The sequence below is a fragment of the Micromonospora sp. NPDC048986 genome (assembly GCF_040649335.1).
In the GTDB taxonomy this organism is placed as follows: Bacteria; Actinomycetota; Actinomycetes; order Mycobacteriales; family Micromonosporaceae; genus Micromonospora; species Micromonospora alfalfae.
The window spans coordinates 104,680-124,659 of record NZ_JBEZFJ010000012.1; the positions used below are offsets into that span (position 1 = coordinate 104,680).

Annotated in this window: 18 protein-coding genes and 1 pseudogene; 8 read left to right on the top strand and 11 right to left on the bottom strand. The window is 71.4% G+C overall.

The window, feature by feature from the left end; all coding sequences use genetic code 11:
- Nucleotides 1-21: 21 nt before the first annotated feature.
- Complete coding sequence (locus AB0B94_RS23710; protein WP_357284070.1) at nucleotides 22-1,203, bottom strand: acetoin utilization protein AcuC; 1,182 nt, start codon at nucleotides 1,201-1,203, stop codon at nucleotides 22-24.
- 48 nt (nucleotides 1,204-1,251) lie between these two features.
- Nucleotides 1,252-2,112, bottom strand: coding sequence for a sulfurtransferase (locus tag AB0B94_RS23715; RefSeq protein ID WP_357284073.1), 861 nt, complete (start codon nucleotides 2,110-2,112; stop codon nucleotides 1,252-1,254).
- A gap of 100 nt (nucleotides 2,113-2,212) precedes the next feature.
- Here AB0B94_RS23715 and AB0B94_RS23720 point away from each other — a divergent pair, with 100 nt between their 5' ends.
- Nucleotides 2,213-2,902, top strand: coding sequence for a metal-dependent transcriptional regulator (locus tag AB0B94_RS23720; RefSeq protein ID WP_091400569.1), 690 nt, complete (start codon nucleotides 2,213-2,215; stop codon nucleotides 2,900-2,902).
- Between the two features lie 19 nt (nucleotides 2,903-2,921).
- On the opposite strand, the gene AB0B94_RS23725 is transcribed toward AB0B94_RS23720, so the two are convergent.
- Both AB0B94_RS23725 and AB0B94_RS23730 read right to left on the bottom strand, forming a co-directional pair.
- Entirely contained in the window at nucleotides 2,922-3,470 is a 549-nt protein-coding gene (locus tag AB0B94_RS23725) for a hypothetical protein (protein ID WP_357284078.1), read from the bottom strand.
- 92 nt (nucleotides 3,471-3,562) lie between these two features.
- Nucleotides 3,563-3,823 carry a DUF5522 domain-containing protein gene (locus AB0B94_RS23730; protein WP_357284083.1) on the bottom strand — a complete coding sequence of 87 codons (261 nt, stop codon included), beginning with the start codon at nucleotides 3,821-3,823 and terminating at the stop codon, nucleotides 3,563-3,565.
- Nucleotides 3,824-3,971: 148 nt separating this feature from the next.
- On the opposite strand from AB0B94_RS23730, the gene AB0B94_RS23735 reads away from it, so the two are divergent.
- The 3 genes from AB0B94_RS23735 to AB0B94_RS23745 are packed head-to-tail and all read left to right on the top strand — an operon-like array spanning nucleotide 3,972 to nucleotide 6,371.
- Nucleotides 3,972-4,535, top strand: a complete 564-nt coding sequence (locus AB0B94_RS23735; RefSeq protein ID WP_357284086.1) for a dihydrofolate reductase family protein — start codon at nucleotides 3,972-3,974, stop codon at nucleotides 4,533-4,535.
- 3 nt (nucleotides 4,536-4,538) lie between these two features.
- Nucleotides 4,539-5,396, top strand: coding sequence for an alpha/beta hydrolase (locus AB0B94_RS23740; protein WP_357284091.1), 858 nt, complete (start codon nucleotides 4,539-4,541; stop codon nucleotides 5,394-5,396).
- A gap of 33 nt (nucleotides 5,397-5,429) precedes the next feature.
- Nucleotides 5,430-6,371 carry a MerR family transcriptional regulator gene (locus AB0B94_RS23745; RefSeq protein ID WP_357284096.1) on the top strand — a complete coding sequence of 314 codons (942 nt, stop codon included), beginning with the start codon at nucleotides 5,430-5,432 and terminating at the stop codon, nucleotides 6,369-6,371.
- A 33-nt stretch (nucleotides 6,372-6,404) separates the two neighbouring features.
- Here the strand turns inward: AB0B94_RS23745 and AB0B94_RS23750 are convergent, their stop codons facing one another.
- Nucleotides 6,405-7,340 (bottom strand): DUF2332 domain-containing protein, encoded by a 936-nt coding sequence (locus AB0B94_RS23750; RefSeq protein WP_357284100.1) that lies wholly within the window; start codon nucleotides 7,338-7,340, stop codon nucleotides 6,405-6,407.
- A 143-nt stretch (nucleotides 7,341-7,483) separates the two neighbouring features.
- Here AB0B94_RS23750 and AB0B94_RS23755 point away from each other — a divergent pair, with 143 nt between their 5' ends.
- Nucleotides 7,484-8,596 carry an FAD-dependent monooxygenase gene (locus AB0B94_RS23755; RefSeq protein ID WP_357284104.1) on the top strand — a complete coding sequence of 371 codons (1,113 nt, stop codon included), beginning with the start codon at nucleotides 7,484-7,486 and terminating at the stop codon, nucleotides 8,594-8,596.
- A gap of 49 nt (nucleotides 8,597-8,645) precedes the next feature.
- On the opposite strand, the gene AB0B94_RS23760 is transcribed toward AB0B94_RS23755, so the two are convergent.
- Nucleotides 8,646-9,611: a CU044_5270 family protein gene (locus AB0B94_RS23760; RefSeq protein WP_357284107.1), complete on the bottom strand. Its 966-nt coding sequence runs from the start codon at nucleotides 9,609-9,611 to the stop codon at nucleotides 8,646-8,648.
- A gap of 18 nt (nucleotides 9,612-9,629) precedes the next feature.
- Nucleotides 9,630-10,199, bottom strand: a complete 570-nt coding sequence (locus AB0B94_RS23765; protein ID WP_357284111.1) for a sigma-70 family RNA polymerase sigma factor — start codon at nucleotides 10,197-10,199, stop codon at nucleotides 9,630-9,632.
- A gap of 227 nt (nucleotides 10,200-10,426) precedes the next feature.
- Between AB0B94_RS23765 and AB0B94_RS23770 the strand changes: the two genes are divergently transcribed.
- Both AB0B94_RS23770 and AB0B94_RS23775 read left to right on the top strand, forming a co-directional pair.
- Complete coding sequence (locus AB0B94_RS23770; protein WP_357284114.1) at nucleotides 10,427-11,326, top strand: bifunctional 5,10-methylenetetrahydrofolate dehydrogenase/5,10-methenyltetrahydrofolate cyclohydrolase; 900 nt, start codon at nucleotides 10,427-10,429, stop codon at nucleotides 11,324-11,326.
- Nucleotides 11,327-11,523: 197 nt separating this feature from the next.
- Nucleotides 11,524-11,745, top strand: a pseudogene (locus tag AB0B94_RS23775) (DUF397 domain-containing protein); the annotation flags it as partial.
- Between the two features lie 94 nt (nucleotides 11,746-11,839).
- Here the strand turns inward: AB0B94_RS23775 and AB0B94_RS23780 are convergent.
- Together AB0B94_RS23780 and nrdR are read right to left on the bottom strand one after the other, a co-directional pair.
- Complete coding sequence (locus AB0B94_RS23780) at nucleotides 11,840-14,737, bottom strand: vitamin B12-dependent ribonucleotide reductase (protein ID WP_357284118.1); 2,898 nt, start codon at nucleotides 14,735-14,737, stop codon at nucleotides 11,840-11,842.
- 34 nt (nucleotides 14,738-14,771) lie between these two features.
- Complete coding sequence (gene nrdR, locus AB0B94_RS23785; RefSeq protein ID WP_238671825.1) at nucleotides 14,772-15,272, bottom strand: transcriptional regulator NrdR; 501 nt, start codon at nucleotides 15,270-15,272, stop codon at nucleotides 14,772-14,774.
- Between the two features lie 539 nt (nucleotides 15,273-15,811).
- On the opposite strand from nrdR, the gene lexA reads away from it, so the two are divergent.
- Nucleotides 15,812-16,597 (top strand): transcriptional repressor LexA, encoded by a 786-nt coding sequence (gene lexA / locus AB0B94_RS23790; RefSeq protein WP_121654997.1) that lies wholly within the window; start codon nucleotides 15,812-15,814, stop codon nucleotides 16,595-16,597.
- A gap of 73 nt (nucleotides 16,598-16,670) precedes the next feature.
- Here the strand turns inward: lexA and AB0B94_RS23795 are convergent, their stop codons facing one another.
- Nucleotides 16,671-18,413 carry a hypothetical protein gene (locus tag AB0B94_RS23795; RefSeq protein WP_357284125.1) on the bottom strand — a complete coding sequence of 581 codons (1,743 nt, stop codon included), beginning with the start codon at nucleotides 18,411-18,413 and terminating at the stop codon, nucleotides 16,671-16,673.
- Between the two features lie 50 nt (nucleotides 18,414-18,463).
- Nucleotides 18,464-19,918, bottom strand: coding sequence for a GTPase HflX (hflX, locus tag AB0B94_RS23800; RefSeq protein ID WP_357284129.1), 1,455 nt, complete (start codon nucleotides 19,916-19,918; stop codon nucleotides 18,464-18,466).
- Nucleotides 19,919-19,980 lie beyond the last annotated feature (62 nt).

The window sequence follows — 19,980 nt, forward strand, 5'->3', positions numbered from 1 at the left end:
GAACGCCCTCCCCGGCCCGGCTCAGTCCCGTGGATCGTGCGGGTCGAGCCCGAGCAGCGGGAAGACCGTCTTGCGGGTGGCCGCGATCGCCCGGTCCACCGCGTTCGGCTCGCCGGTCGGCTGCCACGGCTCGTACGACGGGTCGGCGTCGTCGGTCATCCGCAGCGGCACCTCCCGGCCCAGACGGCGGGAGACGACCAGGTCCCGCCACGCGGGTGGGGTGAGCGTGGCCGGGTCGATCGGGTCACCGGTGGCCACGGCCAGCAGGTGACTCCAGGCCCGGGGCACCACCTCGACGAGCGCGTACCCGCCGCCGCCGGTGGCCACCCACCGGCCGTCGCACAACTCGTCGGCGAGCGCCCGCATCGCCTGGTAGGTGGCCCGCTGCCCGTCCACCGTCAGGTTCAGGTCGGCGAGCGGATCCAGCCGGTGCCCGTCCGCGCCGCACTGGCTGACCAGCACCTGCGGCCGGAACGCGCGCAGCACCGACGGCACTATCGCGTGGAACGCGCGCTGCCAGCCGCTGTCGTCGACACCGGGCGGCAACGGCATGTTGACAGCGGTGCCCTGCGCACCCGGCCCACCCGTCTCGTCCGGGAAACCCGTGCCCGGGAAGAGCGCCAGCGGGGTCTCGTGCAGGCTGACCGTCAGCACCCGCGGGTCGTTCCAGAAGATGTCCTGCACCCCGTCGCCGTGGTGCACGTCGACGTCCACGTACGCCACCCGCTCGGCGCCGAGGTCGAGCAGGCGGGCGATGGCCACCGCCGGGTCGTTGTAGACGCAGAAGCCGGAGGCTCGGGCGGACATCGCATGGTGCAGCCCACCGGCCACGTTCACCGCCCGCCGGGCGTCGCCGCGCCAGACCGCCTCGGCGGCGGCCACCGTCGCGCCGGCGATCAGCGCGCTGGACTCGTGCATCCCCTCGAAGACCGGGTTGTCGGAGGTGCCCAGCCCGTACCCGGCGAAGAGCGGGTCGCGCGGCGCGTTGCGCACCGCGGCGAGGTAGGCCGGCGCGTGCACCCGGGTGAGCACTGCATCGTCGGCGGGCTCCGGCTTGATCACCCGCACCCCTGGCCGATCGAGGATGCCCAGCTCGCGGGCGAGCGCGATGGTCAGCTCCACCCGGACCGGGTCGAGTGGATGGTCACCCATGTCGTAGGCGAGCAGCGACTCGTCCCACACCACAACAGTGTCGTCGGACATGAGCCCATCGTCGCACGAGGATCGGCGCCGGCCCACCGCACGCGCTGGTCAGCGGCCAGGTATCGGCCCGGAGGCGACCGGTCGGGCCGGGTCCGCGACCCAGTTGCTCCACGATCCAACGTAGAGCGCGGCGTCCGTGCGGCCGGCCAGGTGCAGCGCGAGCACCGCCTGGGCGGCGGTCACCCCCGAGCCGCAGTACGCCCCGATGGCCCGCCCCTCGGTCACCCCGGCGGCGGCGAACCGCTCCCTCAACACGTCGGCGGCCAGGAAACGGCCGTCCGGCCCGACGTACTCCCCGGCGGGCAGGTTCGCCGCTCCCGGCACGTGCCCGGCGACCGGGTCGATCGGCTCGACCTCGCCCCGGTAGCGGGGCGCGGCCCGTACGTCGAGCAGCGTGGCGTCGTCCGCGGCGGCCAGCGCGGCGGCCTGCCCGGCGTCGAGCACCGGGAGATCACCGGGGCGCACCACGACGTCACCGGGGGGTGGGGCGGGCGCGTCGGTGCAGACGGGCCGGCCGGCGGCCACCCAGGCCGGGTAGCCGCCGTGCAGCAGGCGTACCGGCCGGTGACCCGCCCAGCGCAGCGTCCACCAGGCCCGTGCGGCGGCCATGCCGTCGCCGCCGTCGTACACCACCACCGGGTGACCGGCACGGACGCCGGCGGCTCGCAGCGCGGCCTGCAACGCGGCCGGGTGGGGCAACGGGTGCCGGCCGCCAGCGCCCGGCACCCCACAGAGCGCGGTGTCCAGGTCGACGAAGACCGCCCCGGGCAGGTGGCCGGCGAGGTAGTCGTCGCGCCCGGGCGGGCCGACGAGCCGCCAGCGGACGTCGAGCAGGGTGGGCGGATCGGCTTGGTCGAGTTCGGCGACGAGCCGATCGACCTCGACCAACGGCTCCTGGGTACCGGACATGGCGACCATCCAACACCATTCGCGTGGGCGGCACGCGGTTCGGCGAAGGTCACGAGCCGTTCTCCGAGGTAACATCGTGCACCGGAGGGCCGCTGACCTTATGAAGTCTCACGACCTGGTCGACACGACCGAAATGTACCTGCGCACGATCCTCGAGCTGGAAGAAGAGGGGGTGCCACCGCTGCGTGCCCGGATCGCCGAGAGGCTGCAGCAGAGTGGCCCCACCGTGAGCCAGACCGTCGCCCGGATGGAGCGCGACGGCCTGCTCACAGTCGAGGGAGACCGGCACCTGACGCTCACCGCCCTGGGTCGCGGCAGCGCCGTGTCGGTGATGCGCAAGCACCGCCTCGCCGAGCTGCTGCTGGTCAACGTCATCGGGATGCCCTACGAGGAGGCCCACGAGGAGGCCTGCCGCTGGGAGCACGTGATGAGCGACGCAGTGGAGAAGCGGGTCTACGACCTGCTCAACCGGCCGACCCGTTCCCCGTACGGCAACCCGATCCCCGGGCTCCAGGAGCTGGGTTCGCCGGCGGCGGAGACCACCGAGGCCGCCGAGGGCGAGCGCAACCTGGCCTTCCCCGGCCTCTCCGGGTCGGTAGTGGTCCGCCGGATCTGCGAGAGCGTGCAGAAGGACGCCGACGTGTTGCGCCAACTCCACGCCGCCGGTGTCGACCCGGGTGCCACAGTGACAGTGGCCCAGGAACGCGACGGGGTGTCGATCGACCGCTCCGGTGACCGGGTGCGGCTGCCCCGCGAGGTCGCTTCCCGGGTCTTCGTCGCCGCCAACTGACCAACCGGGCACCCGGGCGTCACAACGCCCGGGTGTCCACCTTTTTGGCCAACGTGGTCAGGTCGCCGGTCAGCTTCTCCACCGCCGAACGCGCGCTGCCACGGGCCGTGGTCCAACTCACAGTGGCCAGCCGTCCGTCACCGGCCAGCCAGCCCACCTCGGCGACCGGCCCGTGCCCGCTCGCCGCGGCGGTGGTCCGCTTGTACGCCTGCTGACCCAGCCCGGTGACCTTCGCCGCCTCGTCCGGCACCACGTCCGCGCCGAAGCTGGTTTTGTCGATCGTGGTCTCGGTCACGGTGAGCGTCAACTCCGGCAGGGTGGCACCCGCGGCCCGGACCACACAGGTGTGGGTGTCGCCCTGTTCACTGGCCGCCGCCACGTCGAAGCGGACCTTCACCGTCTGCTCGATCACCGCGAAGTCCAGCAGGCGGCAGGCGCCGCCCGAGGAGGCAGCCGCCACGTCGACAGCTATCGGCACCGGCGGCGGAACCGCCGCCGGTTCCGCCTCGTCGGCGCAGCCACTCACCAGCAGCCCGGCCAGCCCGGCGACCACGATCCGCCCGCGCACACTCCACCCTCTCGCCGACCGACGGCGGAAGGTGCCCGCCGAGTGTCCGTCGGACACCGTACGGGGTGTCGGTGTCGCACGGAAGTCCTCGTTCACGCCTGTTCCGAGGGTGGATCGTCCACGTACGGACAGTGCCGGCAGCCGCGCCCGCAGCACGTTCCACGGCGGGCCAGGAAACCGGCGCTGAGCACGAACAGCCCGCTCGCCGGGTCCAGGTAACCGGCCTCACCGGCGGCCAACGCGGCGGTGTGCGCGGCGAGGATCCGGGCCCGGTCGGGGTGTTCGGACGGCAGCCGGGACGGGTGCGGCTCGGTGAGCGGCCGGTCGGCCAGGGGTGGTCGCTCTCCGGTCACCGCAGCAGTCTAGGGAACCGGTCGTGGTCAACCTTCCACTGCCCGGATGACCGACATGCCCCTGCGTCGTCGCGGCGAGCGGTCGTTTCGTCGTACGGTCCGACGACGATCGGGTTCGACATCCATCGACGCATAGGGAGAAGACACGATGCGGAAGATCGTTGTGCAGATGAGCCTGTCGTTGGACGGGTTCTTCGAGGGCCCGGGTGGCGACATCGGCTGGCACCAGGTCGACGAGGAGTTGCACCAGCACTTCAACGACGTGATCGCCCCGATGGGCGGGTTCCTCAGCGGCCGGGTCAGCCACGAGCTGATGGCCTCCTACTGGCCCACCGCCGATCAGGACCCGACCGCCAGCGGCCCGGAGCGCGAGTTCGCCCGGATCTGGCGGGACATGCCGAAGATCGTCTACTCGCGCACCCTCGACCACGCCGACTGGAACGCCACAATCGCGCGCGAGGTCGACGTCGAGCAGGTCCGCAAGCTCACCGCCGAACCGGGCGGCGACCTGGCGCTCGGCGGGGCCGACCTGGCCGCGACGTTCGCCCGACACGACCTGATCGACGAGTACCGGATCTACGTTCACCCGGTGCTGGTCGGTAGGGGCCGCCGACTCTTCCCCGACGCCGAGACTCCGACCGGTCTGCGGCTGGTGGAGAGCCGGGTCTTCGGCAACGGGGTGGTTCTGCTCCGCCACCAGCGGGTCCGCTGACCGATGGCCACCACATTCGACGCGATCGACGGGACCATCCTCGCGTACCGGACGGTCGGGGTTGGGGATCCGCTGGTCTGCCTGCCGGGCGGGCCGATGCGTGACTCCGCGTACCTCGGTGACCTCGGTGGCCTGGGCGCGCACCGGACGCTGGTCATCCTCGATCCGCGGGGCACCGGTCGCTCCGCGGTCCCGGCTGACGTCTCGACCTGCCGCTGCGACCGAATGGTCGACGATGTGGAGGCGCTGCGCGGCCACCTGGGCCTCGGCCGGCTGGATCTGCTCGGGCACTCAGCCGGTACCAACCTGGCTCTGCGGTACCTGACCCGGCACCCCGATCGGGTGGGCCGACTCGCGCTGGTGAACCCGAGCATCCGAGCGGTAGGGCTGCAGGTGACCGACGCGCAGCGCCAGGAGGTCACCGATGCCCGGGCCGGCGAGCCGTGGTTTCCGGTGGCAGCCGCGGCGGTGGAGTCCGTCCTCGCGGGCCGGGCCGGGCCCGCCTCCCAGCAGGAGATCGCACCGTTCCTGTATGGCCGGTGGGACACTGCCGCTCAGGTCCACCAGGCCGCCGAGTCCGGCCAACGCAACGAGGAGTTGGCGGGGATCTTCAGCTCCGAAGGCGCCTTCGATCCGCCGGCCACCCGTGCGGCGCTCTCCGCCCATCGAGGCCCGGTGCTGCTGCTCGCCGGCGCTGTCGACCTGGCCGCACCGCCGGGCCTGGTGGCCCAGTTCGCCGAGCTGAGTCCGCGCGCCGAGCTGGTCGTCCAGCCGGGCGCCGGGCACTACCCGTGGCTCGACGACGCCGAGGCGTTCACCGCGACGGTCGCGGCGTTCCTCGCCGGCCCGGATGGTGCTTGAGTCTCCACCGGGGGGAGACGCGAGGGTGGGGGCATGAGCGGGCAGACGTTTCACACGATCGGCGACCTGGCCCGACGGACCGGCCTGAGCGTCAAGACCATCCGGTACTACGCCGACAGCGGGGTGGTGCCGCCGACGGATCGGAGCCCGGCCGGCTACCGGCGGTACGGCAGTGCGGCAGTGGCCCGGTTGGAGCTGGTCCGGACGCTGCGTGACCTCGGCCTGGACCTGGCCACCATCCGGCGGGTGGTGGACCAGGAGGTATCCCTGCCCGAGGTGGCCGCCGCACACGCCGAGGCGTTGGCAGTGCAGATCCGGGTGCTGCGGCTGCGCCAGGCGGTGCTCACCGTCGCGGCGAGGCGCGGGTCGGGCCCGACCGAGGTGGACGAGCTGCACCGACTGGCCCAGCTCACCGCCCACGAACGCGGGCAGTTGGTGGCGGACTTCCTGGACGGCGTCTTCGCCGGCCTCGGCGACCAACCCGCGTACCGGGGTGCGGTCGTCTCGTTGACACCGGAGCTTCCCGACGACCCCGACACCGCGCAGGTCGAGGCATGGCTGGAGCTGGCCGAGCTGTGCCGGGAGCCGGAGTTCCGGGCCCGGATGCGACGGCTGGTGCGGCAGCACGCCGCCGACAACGACGTCCCGGGGCTGCCCCGCCCGGACGCCGTCGCCGTGGTCCGGGACGCGGTGGCCCCCGCCCTCGCGGCCGGTCTCGACCCGGCCGGCCCGGAGGCCGATCCGGTGGTCACAGCCGTCACCAACCGGTACGCGAGCCTGCACCATCACTCCGACGACGCCGACGTGCGTCGGCGGCTGCTCGATCGGCTGGAACCGGCCAACGACCCCCGCCGGGACCGCTACCTCGACCTGTTGGCGGTGCTCAACGGCTGGTCGACCGGCGACGCGACGGCGCCTGCGGTGGACTGGTTCCTCCGAGCCCTGCGCGCCCGGATGCCCGAACCGGCTCGTTGAGCTGACCGGCGTCCAACCAGCGGCCTGGTGACGTCAGCCGAACCAGGTCAGCGCCTGGCCGTGACCTCTGGCCCAGGCCAGCGGCTTTCCGTCGAGCGCGAGGACGTTGTGCAGCACGTCGTTCGGCGGGGCGGGCAACCCGTCGTACCGGAGCACCTCCGGCCCCTCGTTCGCCACCCAGTGCCCCGGCAGCTCGCGGACCAACCGGACGAACGCGTCCCGGCGCGGGGGCGGCACCTGGTAGAGCACCGACGTGTGGAAGACCACCAGCGTCGCGTCGGTCGGCGCCCGCGCGGCCAGCGCCGGCAGGTCGTCAACCAGGTCGCCGCGGACCAGCAGCGGCGGGTCGGCCGCGGCGACCGCCGCCGCGGCGCGCAGCCGGGCCCGCCGGTGGGCGTGCTCCGGCCAGATCAGGGCGTCCAACCAGGACACGTCGTCGCTGTCGGTCACGTCGAGCGGGTTGAGGTCCAGGCCGGCCCGCCACACCACCTGGGGTACGCGGGCCGGCGGCACCAACCCGTCGGCCGCGCAGTCGAGGATCAGCTCACCGGAGCCGACCCGATGCTCGCCGTAGCGGTACGCGTACCGGTCGGGGTAGAGGCAGAGCCCGGCCGACGCACCGACCTCCAGCAGGGCGAGGGGCTGCGGCAACGCGGCGAGCACCGGCAGCAGGACCGCGCACCGACCGGCCTCGTTCGTCTGGGTGGCCCGGGTGAGCATCTGCGTCTCGATGGCCGGCCAGTGCGTCATCACGTAGTCGTGGAACGCGGTCGGGTCGTCGACCGGGCCACCGAGCCAGCGGACGACGCCGAACAGCAGATTCGGCTGGCGCTTGGCCGGCGGCAGCCCGTCGAGCACTGTGAGCAGGTCGTCGTCGTTGGCGACGGCCTGCGACAGGCGCTCATACGTGGGTGACACCCCGCGCGCCTCGCGGCTGCCGAACTCGGCGTACGTCTCAGCTGTCGTCATGCCTCATCGTCGCAGCCCATTCCTCGGTATTTCAGCCCCCGTTCCCGTGCGCTGGCTCACCCGCCTCGTAGGGTGCTGCGACGGCTGAACCGTTGAGCAGCAGCTCAGCGGGGTCGCGCAGGGGCAACGGGGAGGAAAGTGTCGTGCGGGGTGACGGTGTCCGGGTACTGATCGTCGGCGGAGGTGTCGCCGGACTGGCGACGGTGGCCGCGCTACGCGAGTGGGGTGCCACTGTCGACGTGGTCGAGCGGGCATCCGGGCCGACCGACTCCGGCACCGGCATCTACCTGACTGGCAACGCGACCCGGATGCTCGACGTACTCGGTCTGGCCGAGCCGGTCGCCGACGTCGCTGTGGAGATCACCCGGCAGCGCAGCACCAACCAGCGCGGGCGTCGCCTCTTCGACATCGACGTGGCCGCGCTGTGGCGGGGCGTCGGGCCGTGCGTGTCGCTGCCCCGGGCGCACCTGCACCGGGCGCTGCTCGCCGGCGTCGGCGACACCCCGATCCGCTGGGGCCGCCGACCGGTAGCGCTGCATGCGGAGGGCGACCAGGTCGCCGTCGAGTTCGACGACGACAGCACCGCACGGTACGACCTGGTGCTCGGCGCGGACGGGGTGAACTCGACGGTCCGCCGGCTCGCCTTCGACGGTCAGGCGGCCCGCGACCTCGGCCAGTACGCGTACCGGTGGGTCGCACCCCGCGTCGACGACGAGCCGGTCTGGTCGGTGCAGTTGGGGCGCGGTCGGCAGTTCCTGACCATCCCGATCAGCGCCGAGCAGACGTACTGCTACTACAACGACGGCCCGGTGGCCGACCGGCCCGGCTGGCGCGACGAGCTGGCCGCGACGTTCACCGAGCCGGTGGCCACCATGCTCAAGGCCCTCGACTACGACGACAGCACCCTGCACGCCGGGCCGAACCAGGAGGTCGTGCTCGACTCCTGGTCCCGGGGCCCGGTGCTGCTGATCGGCGACGCCGCCCACGCCACCTCGCCGAACATGGCTCAGGGCGCGGCGATGGCCCTGGAGGACGCGGTCGTGCTCGCCTCCTCGTTGGCCGCTGCCGGGTCCGTTGCCGAGGCCCTGCGCGGGTACGAGGCGCGACGCCGCCCGCGTACCGACTGGGTGCTCAGCCAGACGCACCGCCGCGACAAGGCCACCGGGCTCCCGGCCGCGCTGCGCGACCTGGTGATGCGCCGCCTCGGCGAGCAGATGTTCCGCTCGAACTACGGCCCGCTGTTCGCCCAGCCCTGACCGGTCCGACGTGACCGGCCGGCCGGGGCTGGGGCGGTGCCACCGCCGCTCAGGGCAGCTGGCCGGGCCGGTCGACGATTGCGATGCGGAGTAGCGCGACAGCCGTGTGCAGGGACTCCTTGCCGTCGCGCACCACCGACCCACGGCGGCCGAGGAAGACGTGGGTGTCGCGGTCGAAGAGCAGGTCCTCGTTGCCACCGATCACACCGGGCATCCGGATCGCCACCCCATGCCGACCGGCGGCGTCCACCACGTCGGCCGATATGACGACAGCCCCGGGCTCCCGTGCCAACAGTTCGAACAGCGCCGCCAGCGCCCGGGGTGGCACGTAGCCCTGGAGCATCGACCGCGCGGTGGTGTACGCCATGCTCTCGTCCCCGTAGACGGCCTCCTCATCGGCGCCTTCGGGGAGGTGCAGGTCGACCGGGTTTTCCCGAAGGTATCGAAGCAGCTCGTCCGGGTCGGTGGGCAGGTCGCCGTGGTACGCCGGCGGCTGGAACGCGTCGAGATCCTTCGTGGGATCGGCGGCGTCGCTGATCCGGAGCTCCCGCAGCTCGCCCCACCCGTTCGGGTCGCTCTCCGGTCGGTAGCGTCCCTGCGTGTACGCGACTCCGCCGGCCGACTGCCACAGTTGGTTCCGAATGGTCTGGTAAGGCCCGCTGGCCGGCAGGTCCCGGATCGTCGCCAGGCTTTCCGTGAAGACGTACTGATCGGGTCGGGCGGTGAGCTCCGGCTGCTGCCGGGCTGCTTCGGCCGCCAGATGGAAGATCTCCGACGCGCTGGCAGTCGGCGGGGGCTGGTCGCCCACCCTGATCGTCTGCACCACCAGCGCACCGGCGGTCAGCGTCACCGCCAGCCCGAACGCTCCGGCGAGGCGCCAACCGCGCAGGAACCGGGCACGGCGTCCGGCGGGACGGGCCTCCGACGCCGCCTCGGCCCGTTGGGCCACGTGTGCGGTCAGATCCCGCAGGAGCTGCTCCTCGAAACCCTGCGGCGACGGTTCGGTCTTGTTCATGGCGTCATCTCCGTCTCATCAGGCGAGGGTGGTGACCGGGCGGGCGAGCACGGCGCGGACGACGCGGCGGGCACGATGCAGGCGGACCCGAGCGGCGACAGGTGACACCCCGAGCGCTGCCGCCGCCTCCGCAACGGTGAGGCCGTCCACGGCGACGAGTTCGACGAGCGTTCTGGTGCCCTCGGGTAGCTCGCTGAGCGCCCGATAGGTGCGGCGGGCCGCCTGCTCGGCGTCGATCCGTTCCTCAATGCGGGCGATGTCGTCGGGGCTCAGGTCCCGTCGCCCGGCCAGTCGGCCGGTCACCCGCAGCCGTTGAGCCGCCCGACGCCGCTCGTCGCCGATGACGTTGCGGGCCACCCCGTACAGCCAGCCGATCTGACTCCCCCGCTCCGGCCGGTAGCCGGCCGCCGACTCGATCACCGCCAGGAACACGTCGGCGGTCAGGTCGGCGGCGAGGTGCGGGTCGTCGACCCGCCGCGCCACGAACCGGCCCACCGCCTCCAGGTGCCGCCGGTAGAAGACCTCGAAGGCCACCGGATCGGCTCCAATGCCGGAAATGTCGTCATCGGCTCGGCTCGGCTCATTCACAGGCCGTCCTCCCTCGTAGCCCTCACACCCCTTCTTCGTCAGGCGGAGCACGAGTGTTACCGAACCACCCCGGCGCGAGTCTGCCGGCGCTGCTGGCCCAACTGGGCAATCGCCCTGCTGATGCGGCATCATCGGATCACCGGCGACTGGCGGCACGGGGATGGTCAAACCATCGGGGAGCCTCTCGCGGGCGTCGACCGCCTGGGCGCCTGCGTCGAGGGACCGTCATGACCACAACCAGCGCATCCGCCGAGCACCACACCCCGTCCGGCACCGCCCGGCTCCTGCCGGGTGCACCCGTCGCCGAAGCCGTCCTGGCCGAGACCGCCGCCGCAGCCGCCCAGCTGCGCAGCCGCGGGATCACACCGAGCCTCGCCACCATCCTCGTCGGCGACGACGACGCCAGCGCCGGTTACATCGCCATCAAGCAGCGGCAGGCCGCCGCGCTCGGGTTCGACTCCCCGCACGCGCACCTGCCCGCCACCGCCACCCAGGCCGAACTGCACCAGACCATCGCCCGGTTCAACAACGATCCGGCCGTACACGGGCTGCTCGTGCAGTACCCGGTTCCGGGGCACCTGGACTACGACGCGGCGTTGCAGACCATCGACCCGGACAAGGACGTCGACGGCATGCATCCACTGAACATGGGCCGTCTCGCCGTCGGCCTGCCCGGCCCGCTGCCGTGCACCCCCGCCGGCATCGAAGCCCTCCTGGCGTACTACGAGATCCCCGTCGCCGGTCGTGAGGTAGTCATCCTCGGCCGGGGCGCCACCCTCGGTCGCCCCCTGGCCATGCTGCTCGCCCAGAAACGCCCCACCGCCAACGCCGCCGTCACCGTCGTGCACACCGGCGTGCCCGACTGGGCCCGCTACACCCGCCGCGCCGACATCCTCGTCGCCGCCGCCGGCGTACCCCGGATCGTGCAGCCGGAGCACGTCAAGCCCGGCGCCGTCGTCATCGGCGCCGGCGTCCGCTACGAAGGCCGGCGCCTCCTGCCGGACGTGGACGAAGCGTGCGCCGAGGTCGCCGGCGCCATCACGCCCCGCGTCGGCGGGGTCGGCCCGACCACAGTCGCGATGCTGTTCCGCAACGCGGTGCGCGCCGCCGAACGCGCCAGCCAGTAACCCGGCCGCCGAGATCAGGGAGGACCCCAGGTAGAGGCCCGACGACACAGGTGCGTCCTGCGCGCCTCCACTCGACTGCTCTCGGGCCGGTAGAGTCGCGCAAGCTCATCCTGAGGATGCGGACGGCGTGGAGCGGCAACAGACCTGAGAGAGTGATCATGGAGATCACGGATCGCCTGGTCTGACGCGAGTCGAGCCACAGCGGCAACAACGGCGGCGCCTGTGTCGAGATAGCCGAGCTGGATACGAGCATCCTGGTGCGCGACGGCAAGAACTCGCGTGGCTCGACCCTTCGCTTCACCTACGTCGAGCCCAGCTGCGCCCGTCGACCTACTGAGGTCCACGACAAGAGGATTAGCTGCGGCCCAATCCCGAGTCATGATCAAGTGATGAGAAGTAGGTGCCGGGGCCATCTCTGACCTACTTCTCATCACTTGATCATGACAGTGGACTGAACGGGCGCTGCCCCGACCTCCGCCGTGGGAGACCGGGGCAGCGCCGATTATGCGTACGTCAGCTGCAGCCGCTGGTGGAGCCGCAGCCCTCGCAGACGTAGCAGCTACCGGCGGGGCGCATCTTCGTACCGCAGGTGAAGCAGAGCGGCGCGTCGGCGGCCTTGCCGATCACGGCCTCCAGCAGTTCGGTGCTGGAACCCACGCTCGGAGCCGGCTTGGCGGCGGCCACGTTGGCCATCTCCTGGGCCGGCTGGGCGACAGCCTCCGGCTTGGCCGGGGTCTCCACCGGTGCGGACGACGCCATCGCGGTGAGCTCGGCGCCGGTGACGCCGGCGGCCTCCGCGTCGGCCTCGGCCCGCAGTTGCGCGGCCCGCTCCGAGGCGGTGAAGATGCCCAGCTCGGCGCGGCGCTCGTAGGGCAGGAAGTCCAGCGCCAGGCGACGGAAGATGTAGTCCATCACCGAGGCTGCCATCCGCACGTCCGGGTCGTCGGTCATGCCGGCCGGCTCGAAGCGCATGTTGGTGAACTTGCTGACGAACGTCTCCAGCGGCACGCCGTACTGGAGGCCGATGCTGATGGCCACCGAGAAGGCGTCCATCACGCCGGCCAGGGTGGAGCCCTGCTTGGACATCTTCAGGAAGACCTCACCGAGGCCGTCGTCCGGGTAGGACGACGCGGTCAGGTAACCCTCGGCGCCACCGACGGAGAAGCTGACCGTCTCGGACGGGCGCTTCTTCGGCAGGCGCTTGCGCACCGGCCGGTACTCGATGACCTTCTCGACCGCGGCCGGCGCGGTCTCGACGGCGGCCGGCTCGGTGGCCTTGTTGGACTTGCCCACCGAGAGCGGCTGGCCGACCTTGCAGTTGTCCCGGTAGATCGCCAGCGCCTTGAGGCCGAGCTTCCAGCCCTCGAAGTAGATCTTCTCGATGTCCTCGACGGTGGCCGCCTCCGGCATGTTGACCGTCTTGGAGATGGCGCCGGAGACGAACGGCTGGATGGCCGCCATCATCCGCACGTGACCCATCGGGGCGATCGACCGCTCGCCCATGGCGCAGTCGAAGACCGGGTAGTGCTCCGGCTTGAGGCCGGGGGCGTCCACCACGTGGCCGTGGTCGGCGATGTGCTCGACGATCGCCTCGACCTGCTCCTCGGGGTAGCCGAGGCTGCGCAGGGCGCGCGGCACCGTCTGGTTGACGATCTGCATCGAGCCGCCGCCGACCAGCTTCTTGAACTTGACCAGCGCCAGGTCCGGCTCCACGCCGGTCGTGTCGCAGTCCATCATGAAGCCGATGGTGCCGGTCGGGGCGAGGACGCTGGCCTGCGCGTTGCGCCAACCGAACTTGTCGCCGATCTTGTTGCCCTGGGTCCACTGCCTGGTCGCCTCGCGGACGATAGCGGTGGCCACCGGGCTGGTCGGCTTGATCTCGTCGTTGGCGGCGGCGTGCTTGCGCATGACCCGCTTGTGCGGCTCGGCGTTGCGGGCGTAGCCGTCGTACGGGCCGACGACGCCGGCCAGCTCGGCCGAGCGGCGGTACGCGGTGCCGGTCATCAGCGAGGTGATCGCCGCGGCGACCGAGCGGCCCTGGTCCGAGTCGTACGGCAGGCCGGTGGCCATCAGCAGGGCACCGAGGTTGGCGTAGCCGATGCCGAGCTGCCGGTAGGCGCGGGACGTCTCACCGATCTTCTCGGTCGGGAAGTCCGCGAAGCAGATCGAGATGTCCATCGCGGTGATGACGAACTCGACGGACTTGACGAACTTCTCCACCTCGAAGCCACCGTCGGCGCGGAGGAACTTCATCAGGTTGAGCGAGGCCAGGTTGCACGAGGAGTTGTCCAGGTGCAGGTACTCCGAGCACGGGTTCGACGCGGTGATCCGCCCGGTCTCCGGGCAGGTGTGCCAGTCGTTGATCGTGTCGTCGTACTGCAGGCCCGGGTCGGCGCACTCCCAGGCGGCCTGGGAGATGGTGCGGAACAGCTTCTTGGCGTCGACGGTGTCGATCACCGAGCCGTCGAGCCGGCCGCGCAGGTCGAAGCCCTTGCCGTTCTCGACCGCGGACATGAACTCGTCGGAGACGCGGACCGAGTTGTTGGCGTTCTGGTACTGCACGCTGACGATGTCGGAGCCGCCGAGGTCCATGTCGAACCCGGCGTCACGCAGGGCGCGGATCTTGTCCTCCTCGCGCGCCTTCGTGACCACGAACTCCTCGATGTCCGGGTGGTCCACGTCGATGATGACCATCTTGGCCGCCCGGCGGGTCGCGCCGCCGGACTTGATGGTGCCGGCCGAGGCGTCAGCGCCGCGCATGAAGCTGACCGGGCCGGAGGCGGTGCCGCCGGAGGAGAGCAGCTCACGGGACGAGCGGATGCGCGACAGGTTGACCCCGGAGCCGGAGCCGCCCTTGAAGATCAGCCCCTCCTCCTTGTACCAGTCGAGGATCGAGTCCATCGAGTCGTCGACGGCCAGGATGAAGCAGGCGCTGACCTGCTGCGGCGACGGCGTGCCGACGTTGAACCAGACCGGCGAGTTGAAGCTGAACACCTGGTGCAGCAGCATCCAGGTCAGCTCGTGCGCGAAGACCTCGGCGTCGGCCGGGTCGGCGAAGTAGCCGTACTCCTCACCCGCGGTGCGGTAGGTGGTGACCACCCGGTCGATCAACTGCTTGAGCGACCACTCCCGCTCCGGGGTCCCCACCGCACCCCGGAAGTACTTGGTGGTCACGATGTTGGCCGCGTTGACGCTCCACGACTCCGGGAACTCCACCCCACGCTGCTCGAAGTTGATCGAGCCGTCCCGCCAGTTCGTCATCACGACGTCACGGCGCTCCCAGGAGACCTCGTCGTACGGGTGGACCCCCTCGGTCGTCCACACCCGCTCGATCTTCAGCCCCGCGCCTGCCTTGCTTCGTGAACGGCTAGTTGTCACGCCGTCGCCCCCCTCGTCTGCGCGGTCACCCACCGCGCGTCCCAATCTCTTGAAAAACCGTGAAGACTCAGCTGGTACGGCCGGCGGCCTCAACCGCACCGGCCCGGCCCTGCTCCCGCGCTTGCGCCGCGGCCCGCAACGTCTCGATCTCGCGCTCGAAGTCGGCGAGCGAGTCGAACGAGCGGTAGACACTGGCGAACCGCAGGTAGGCGATCTCGTCCAGGTCGCGTAGCGGACCCAGGATCGCCAGGCCCACGTCGTGGCTGGGGATCTCGGCGGCCCCCTTGGCCCGGACCGTCTCCTCCACCCGCTGCGCGAGCAGCGCGAGTGAGTCGTCGTCCACCGGCCGGCCCTGGCACGCCTTACGCACCCCGCCGATGATCTTCGTGCGACTGAACGGCTCGGTCACCCCGCTGCGCTTGACGACCGCGAGGACCGCCTCCTCGACGGTGGTGAACCGTTTGCCGCACTCCGGGCAGGACCGCCGCCGTCGGATGAGCTGGCCGTCGTCGGCCTCCCGCGAGTCGACCACCCGGGAGTCAGCGTGCCGGCAGTACGGACAGCGCATTCGCCAACCTCCCAATAATGATCAACTGCGAGCACACCGGACACCCCCGGGCACGACCCACCGCGACGGTGCCATCCTCGGATGACGCCGCCGTGATCGACGTTACGGGAGTGCGGTCGGTAGTCAGACCCAACCTGTAGGCAACTTACGCCCGTGTCACTACTACATCTAGGGGTCGACCGTATGTCGCCGCGGAAGCCGGGTCAAGTTGGCCGGCGTGTCCGGCGCGTCACTGACCATCCGGTCACCCACACACCGCACAGCGCCCGAAGACCCAACGTCACGATGCCAGCCGGGTTACCGGCCGGCCGGCCGAACACGGCCGGAAAATGCTCCAGGATCGAACACCAGTGCTACCTGACGTACCATTTATCAGAACATCCGTACGACCGGAGCGCTTTTTCACCCCGACACGCCGGTGAGAGGTCGTACAGATGTTTGAAAATGACTGATCTCACCTATACGGTCATGAACAACGTGGCACCACCGCACGCACCACGAGCCGACGAGGCACCCAGCGCCGACCAGGGAGGACGGACGTGACCGAGGACCGGGCCAGCCGGCCGAAGAGCCCGCAGCAGATCACCGAGGCGGGCCCGCCGGCCACCCGACGCCGCAGCGCCGCCCGCAGCCGGACGGGCCAGCCCGCCGTGCGCCCGGTCACCCCGGTGGTCAGCACCTTCCCCGACCCGGCGACAGTCGACCTGACCGCCCGCCAACGGCGCATCCTGGAGTTCATCCGCACCTGGGTGGAGCGCCACGGCTACCCGCCGAGCGTCCGCGAGATCGGCGAGGCGGTCGGCCTGGTGTCGCCGTCCAGCGTCGCCTACCAGCTCAAGGAGCTGGAGAAGAAGGGCTTCCTGCGCCGCGACCCGAACCGGCCGCGTGCGGTCGATGTGCGCGCCCCCAGCGAGGCGATCGACGACGAGCTGTCGAGGGCACAGCGGCCGACCCCGGCGTACGTGCCGATGCTCGGTCGGATCGCCGCCGGTGGGCCGATCCTCGCCGAGCAGGCCGTGGAGGACATCTTCCCGCTCCCCCGCGAGCTGGTGGGTGAGGGCGAGGTCTTCATGCTCCAGGTCAAGGGCGATTCAATGCTCGACGCGGCGATCTGCGACGGCGACTGGGTGGTCGTCCGGCAGCAGCCGACCGCTGACTCCGGCGAGATCGTGGCCGCCATGCTCGACGGCGAGGCGACAGTGAAGACCTACCGGCGGCGCGACGGGCACGTCTGGCTGATGCCGCAGAACCCGGCCTTCGACCCGATTCCCGGCGATGACGCCACCATCATGGGCCGGGTCGTGGCGGTGCTACGCCGGATCTGACCGGTCGGCGGGTGGGTGCCAACGGCGCTCACCCGCACCACTCGTCAGGGCGAATGAGCGCCTCAGCGTCCGATCAGTAACGGTCGCCTCGGGGACCGCGACCGCCCCCGGGATACTGCCCGTACGGGTCGACGGGCGCGTCGTCGTCACGTCGCCGGCCGGGCCGCTGGCCCCGGTAGTCGGGCTCCTGCCCGCCGCGCCGGGGCGGCTCCGCCCGACCAGGCTGACCGCCGTCGCCGCCGTACACACCACCGCCAGAACGGCCGCCGCCGCCCTGCGGACGACCACCACCACCAGCCGGGGGACGACCACCACCACCAGCCGGGGGACGACCACCACCGCCAGCCGGGGGACGACCGCCACCACTGGCCGGGGGACGACCACCGCCGCCGTAAACGCCAGCACCGCCGCCGTCCGGTCGCGGCGCACCGTAGCCACCATCAGCCGGAGCCGGCCGGCGGGCACCGCCGTACACGGCACCACCCGCCGGGGCCGGGCCACCACGACCCGCACCACCCGCCGGGGCCGGGCCACCACGACCCGCACCACCGCCGTAGACCGCGCCACCGGCCGGCGCGCCGCCCCCGTAGACACCACCCCGGCGATCATCGTCGGCCGGAAAACCGTCGACGGCACGGCCCCCGCGCGGGCCGAACGGCTCACCATCCGGATCCGACAGGTCGGACTCGTCAGCGGTCGGCGGCCGACGGCGGGCGCGAACGATGCCGAAGATCCCGGCGGCGACCAGCAGCAGGCCGATCAGCCCGACCGCCCCGACCAGGTACGTGATGTCGTCGAGGCTCAACCCGTCGGTCCAGGACTTCGAGGCGGCCGGCTTTGCGCCGTCCTCGGCGGTCAGATGCACGGCTGTCGACGTGGACGGGGTGTAGCCGAGGATGTCGAGCGGCTCGTCCTCGGTGAACCGGCCCGCGTCGGAGACGGTGACGAACGACTTTCCGTCCGAGGTGTAGCTGATGGCCTCGCCGAACGGGTCGGCCAGCGGCGTCACCCGCGGCTTGCCGGTGGTGAGCGCGCCCACGATGTCGCCATCGGTCACGTCGAACTCGAACGCGTCCGCGTACGTGCGCAGGACCACCCGGGAGCCGTCCGGCGCCCGGGACGCGCCGGTGATGGCGATCCGGCCGAACGTGTTGAGGGTGTTCTCCGTCTGGGTCTTCGGCAGCGTGAGCTCGCCGGCCTTACGCATCGGCACCGGGTCGGTGTCGCCGCTCTTGAGGGCCGCCGACGGCGTGTAGATCTCCGCCTTGCCGCTGGTCACCTTGGTGATGATCAGCGGTTTCCCGTCGTCGCCGATGAGCAACGCCTCAGCGTCGTGCGGCTTGCCCTCGGGGTAAGAGAGCCGGTGCAGCGTCGGCTGCTTGGAACCGGTGACAGACATCGACCAGAGCGCGACGCGGCTGCGGCGCTCCTTCGAGTCGGGGTTGTCACCGGTGTCGGCGATCCAGAGGGTGCGGCCGTCCTTGGACAGGGCGAGATCCTCAGTGTCGAACGGACCCTGCCCCGAGTAGTGGACCGGCTCCTTCGAGATCTTGCACTTGCTGTCGAGGAAGAACACCCGCTTGCGCGCCGCGACGTCGGTGCCGTCGTTGATGACGATGTAGCCACTCTTGGTGGCGACCAACCCGGACAGCTCCCGTAGGCGCTCGTCGGTGATCGTGCATCGCTTCTGGCCAGGGTTCGCGGCGGGCGGCCCGGACGCCCCAGGGGCGGGAGCCGCTACGGCGACTCCGGCGAGCGCCACGGTTGCCCCGAGCAGGCCGAGGGCAACCGTGACCGAGGAAACAACGCGGCGCATTCGGCCAGTGTCGCATGCCGCGCGTTTCCGGTGGATGACGCCGTGGCCGCTCAGGACCGGCTGCCGGCCGCCTGCCCCTGCCGCTCCACGTCGAAGGCCGTCAGCTCCGCCGCCAGCTCCGCACCGACGCGGACGTGCAGCAGGGTGCCCTCCGGCAGGTGCGACGTGCTGAGCACCTCTCCCGTGCGGTGCGCCCGAGCGACCAGGTCGCCCCGGTCGTACGGCAGCACGGCCCGGACCTCCACGGCCGGGCTCGGCAGCCGCTCCTCGATCGCCGCGCGCAGCTCGTCCATGCCCCGCCCGGAGTACGCGGACACGAAGATCGCGTCCGGCCAGAGCCGCTTGAGCCGCAGCAGCGTGTCCTCGTCGGCCGCGTCGGTCTTGTTGACCACCAGCAGCTCGGGGAGCCGGTCCGCGCTGACCTCGGCAAGCACCGCGTGCACCGCCCGGACCTGCTCCTCCGGATCCGGGTGGGTGCCGTCCACGACGTGCACCACCAGATCGGCCTCCGCGACCTCCTCCAGCGTCGAGCGGAACGCCTCGACGATCTGGTGCGGAAGGTGTCGGACGAAGCCGACGGTGTCGGAGAGGGTGTAGAGCCGCCCGTCCGAGGTGGTGGCCTTGCGGGTCGTCGGGTCCAGCGTGGCGAACAGCGCGTTCTCCACCAGCACGCCCGCGCCGGTCAGGCGGTTGAGCAGGCTGGACTTACCGGCGTTGGTGTAGCCGGCGATGGCGACCGCGGGAACGGCGTTGCGGGAACGCCGGGCGCGCTTGGTCACGCGTACCGTCTTCATGCTCTTGATCTCTCGACGCAGCCGGGAGATGCGGTGACGGATGCGCCGCCGGTCGGTCTCCAGCTTGGTCTCACCGGGACCACGAACACCCACACCGCCGCCGGCGCCGCCGCCCCGACCGGAACCACCGCTCTGCCGGGAGAGCGTCTCACCCCAACCGCGCAGTCGGGGCAGCAGGTATTCGAGCTGGGCCAGCTCGACCTGCGCCTTACCTTCCTTGCTCTTGGCGTGCTGGGCGAAGATGTCGAGGATCAGCGCGGTGCGGTCGACGACCTTGACCTTGGTGCGCTGCTCCAGGTTGCGCAGCTGCGACGGGGACAGCTCACCGTCACAGATGACCGTGTCGGCGCCGGTGGAGAGCACCACCGCGCCCAGATCGTCGACCTTGCCGCGGCCGATGTACGTGGCCGGGTCGGGTCGGGTACGACGCTGGATGAGCCCTTCGAGCACCTGCGAACCGGCGGTCTCGGCCAGCGCGGCGAGCTCGGTCAGCGAGTTTTCGGCGTCGGTGACGGTGCCTTCGGTCCAGACGCCCACCAGGACGACCCGCTCCAGCCGCAGCTGGCGGTATTCCACCTCGGTGACGTCGGTGAGCTCGGTTGACAGGCCCGGGACGCGTCGGAGGGACTGCCGCTCCGACAGCTCCATCTCGCCGGTGGTGACGTCGTCGAGCTCGTCCTCGACGGGGACAAAGCTCTCCTGGTCTCGCAAGCGGTTCTCCTGTCCGTTTTGATAAGTAGAACGTAATCCTGACATGACACAACGCCGAACGC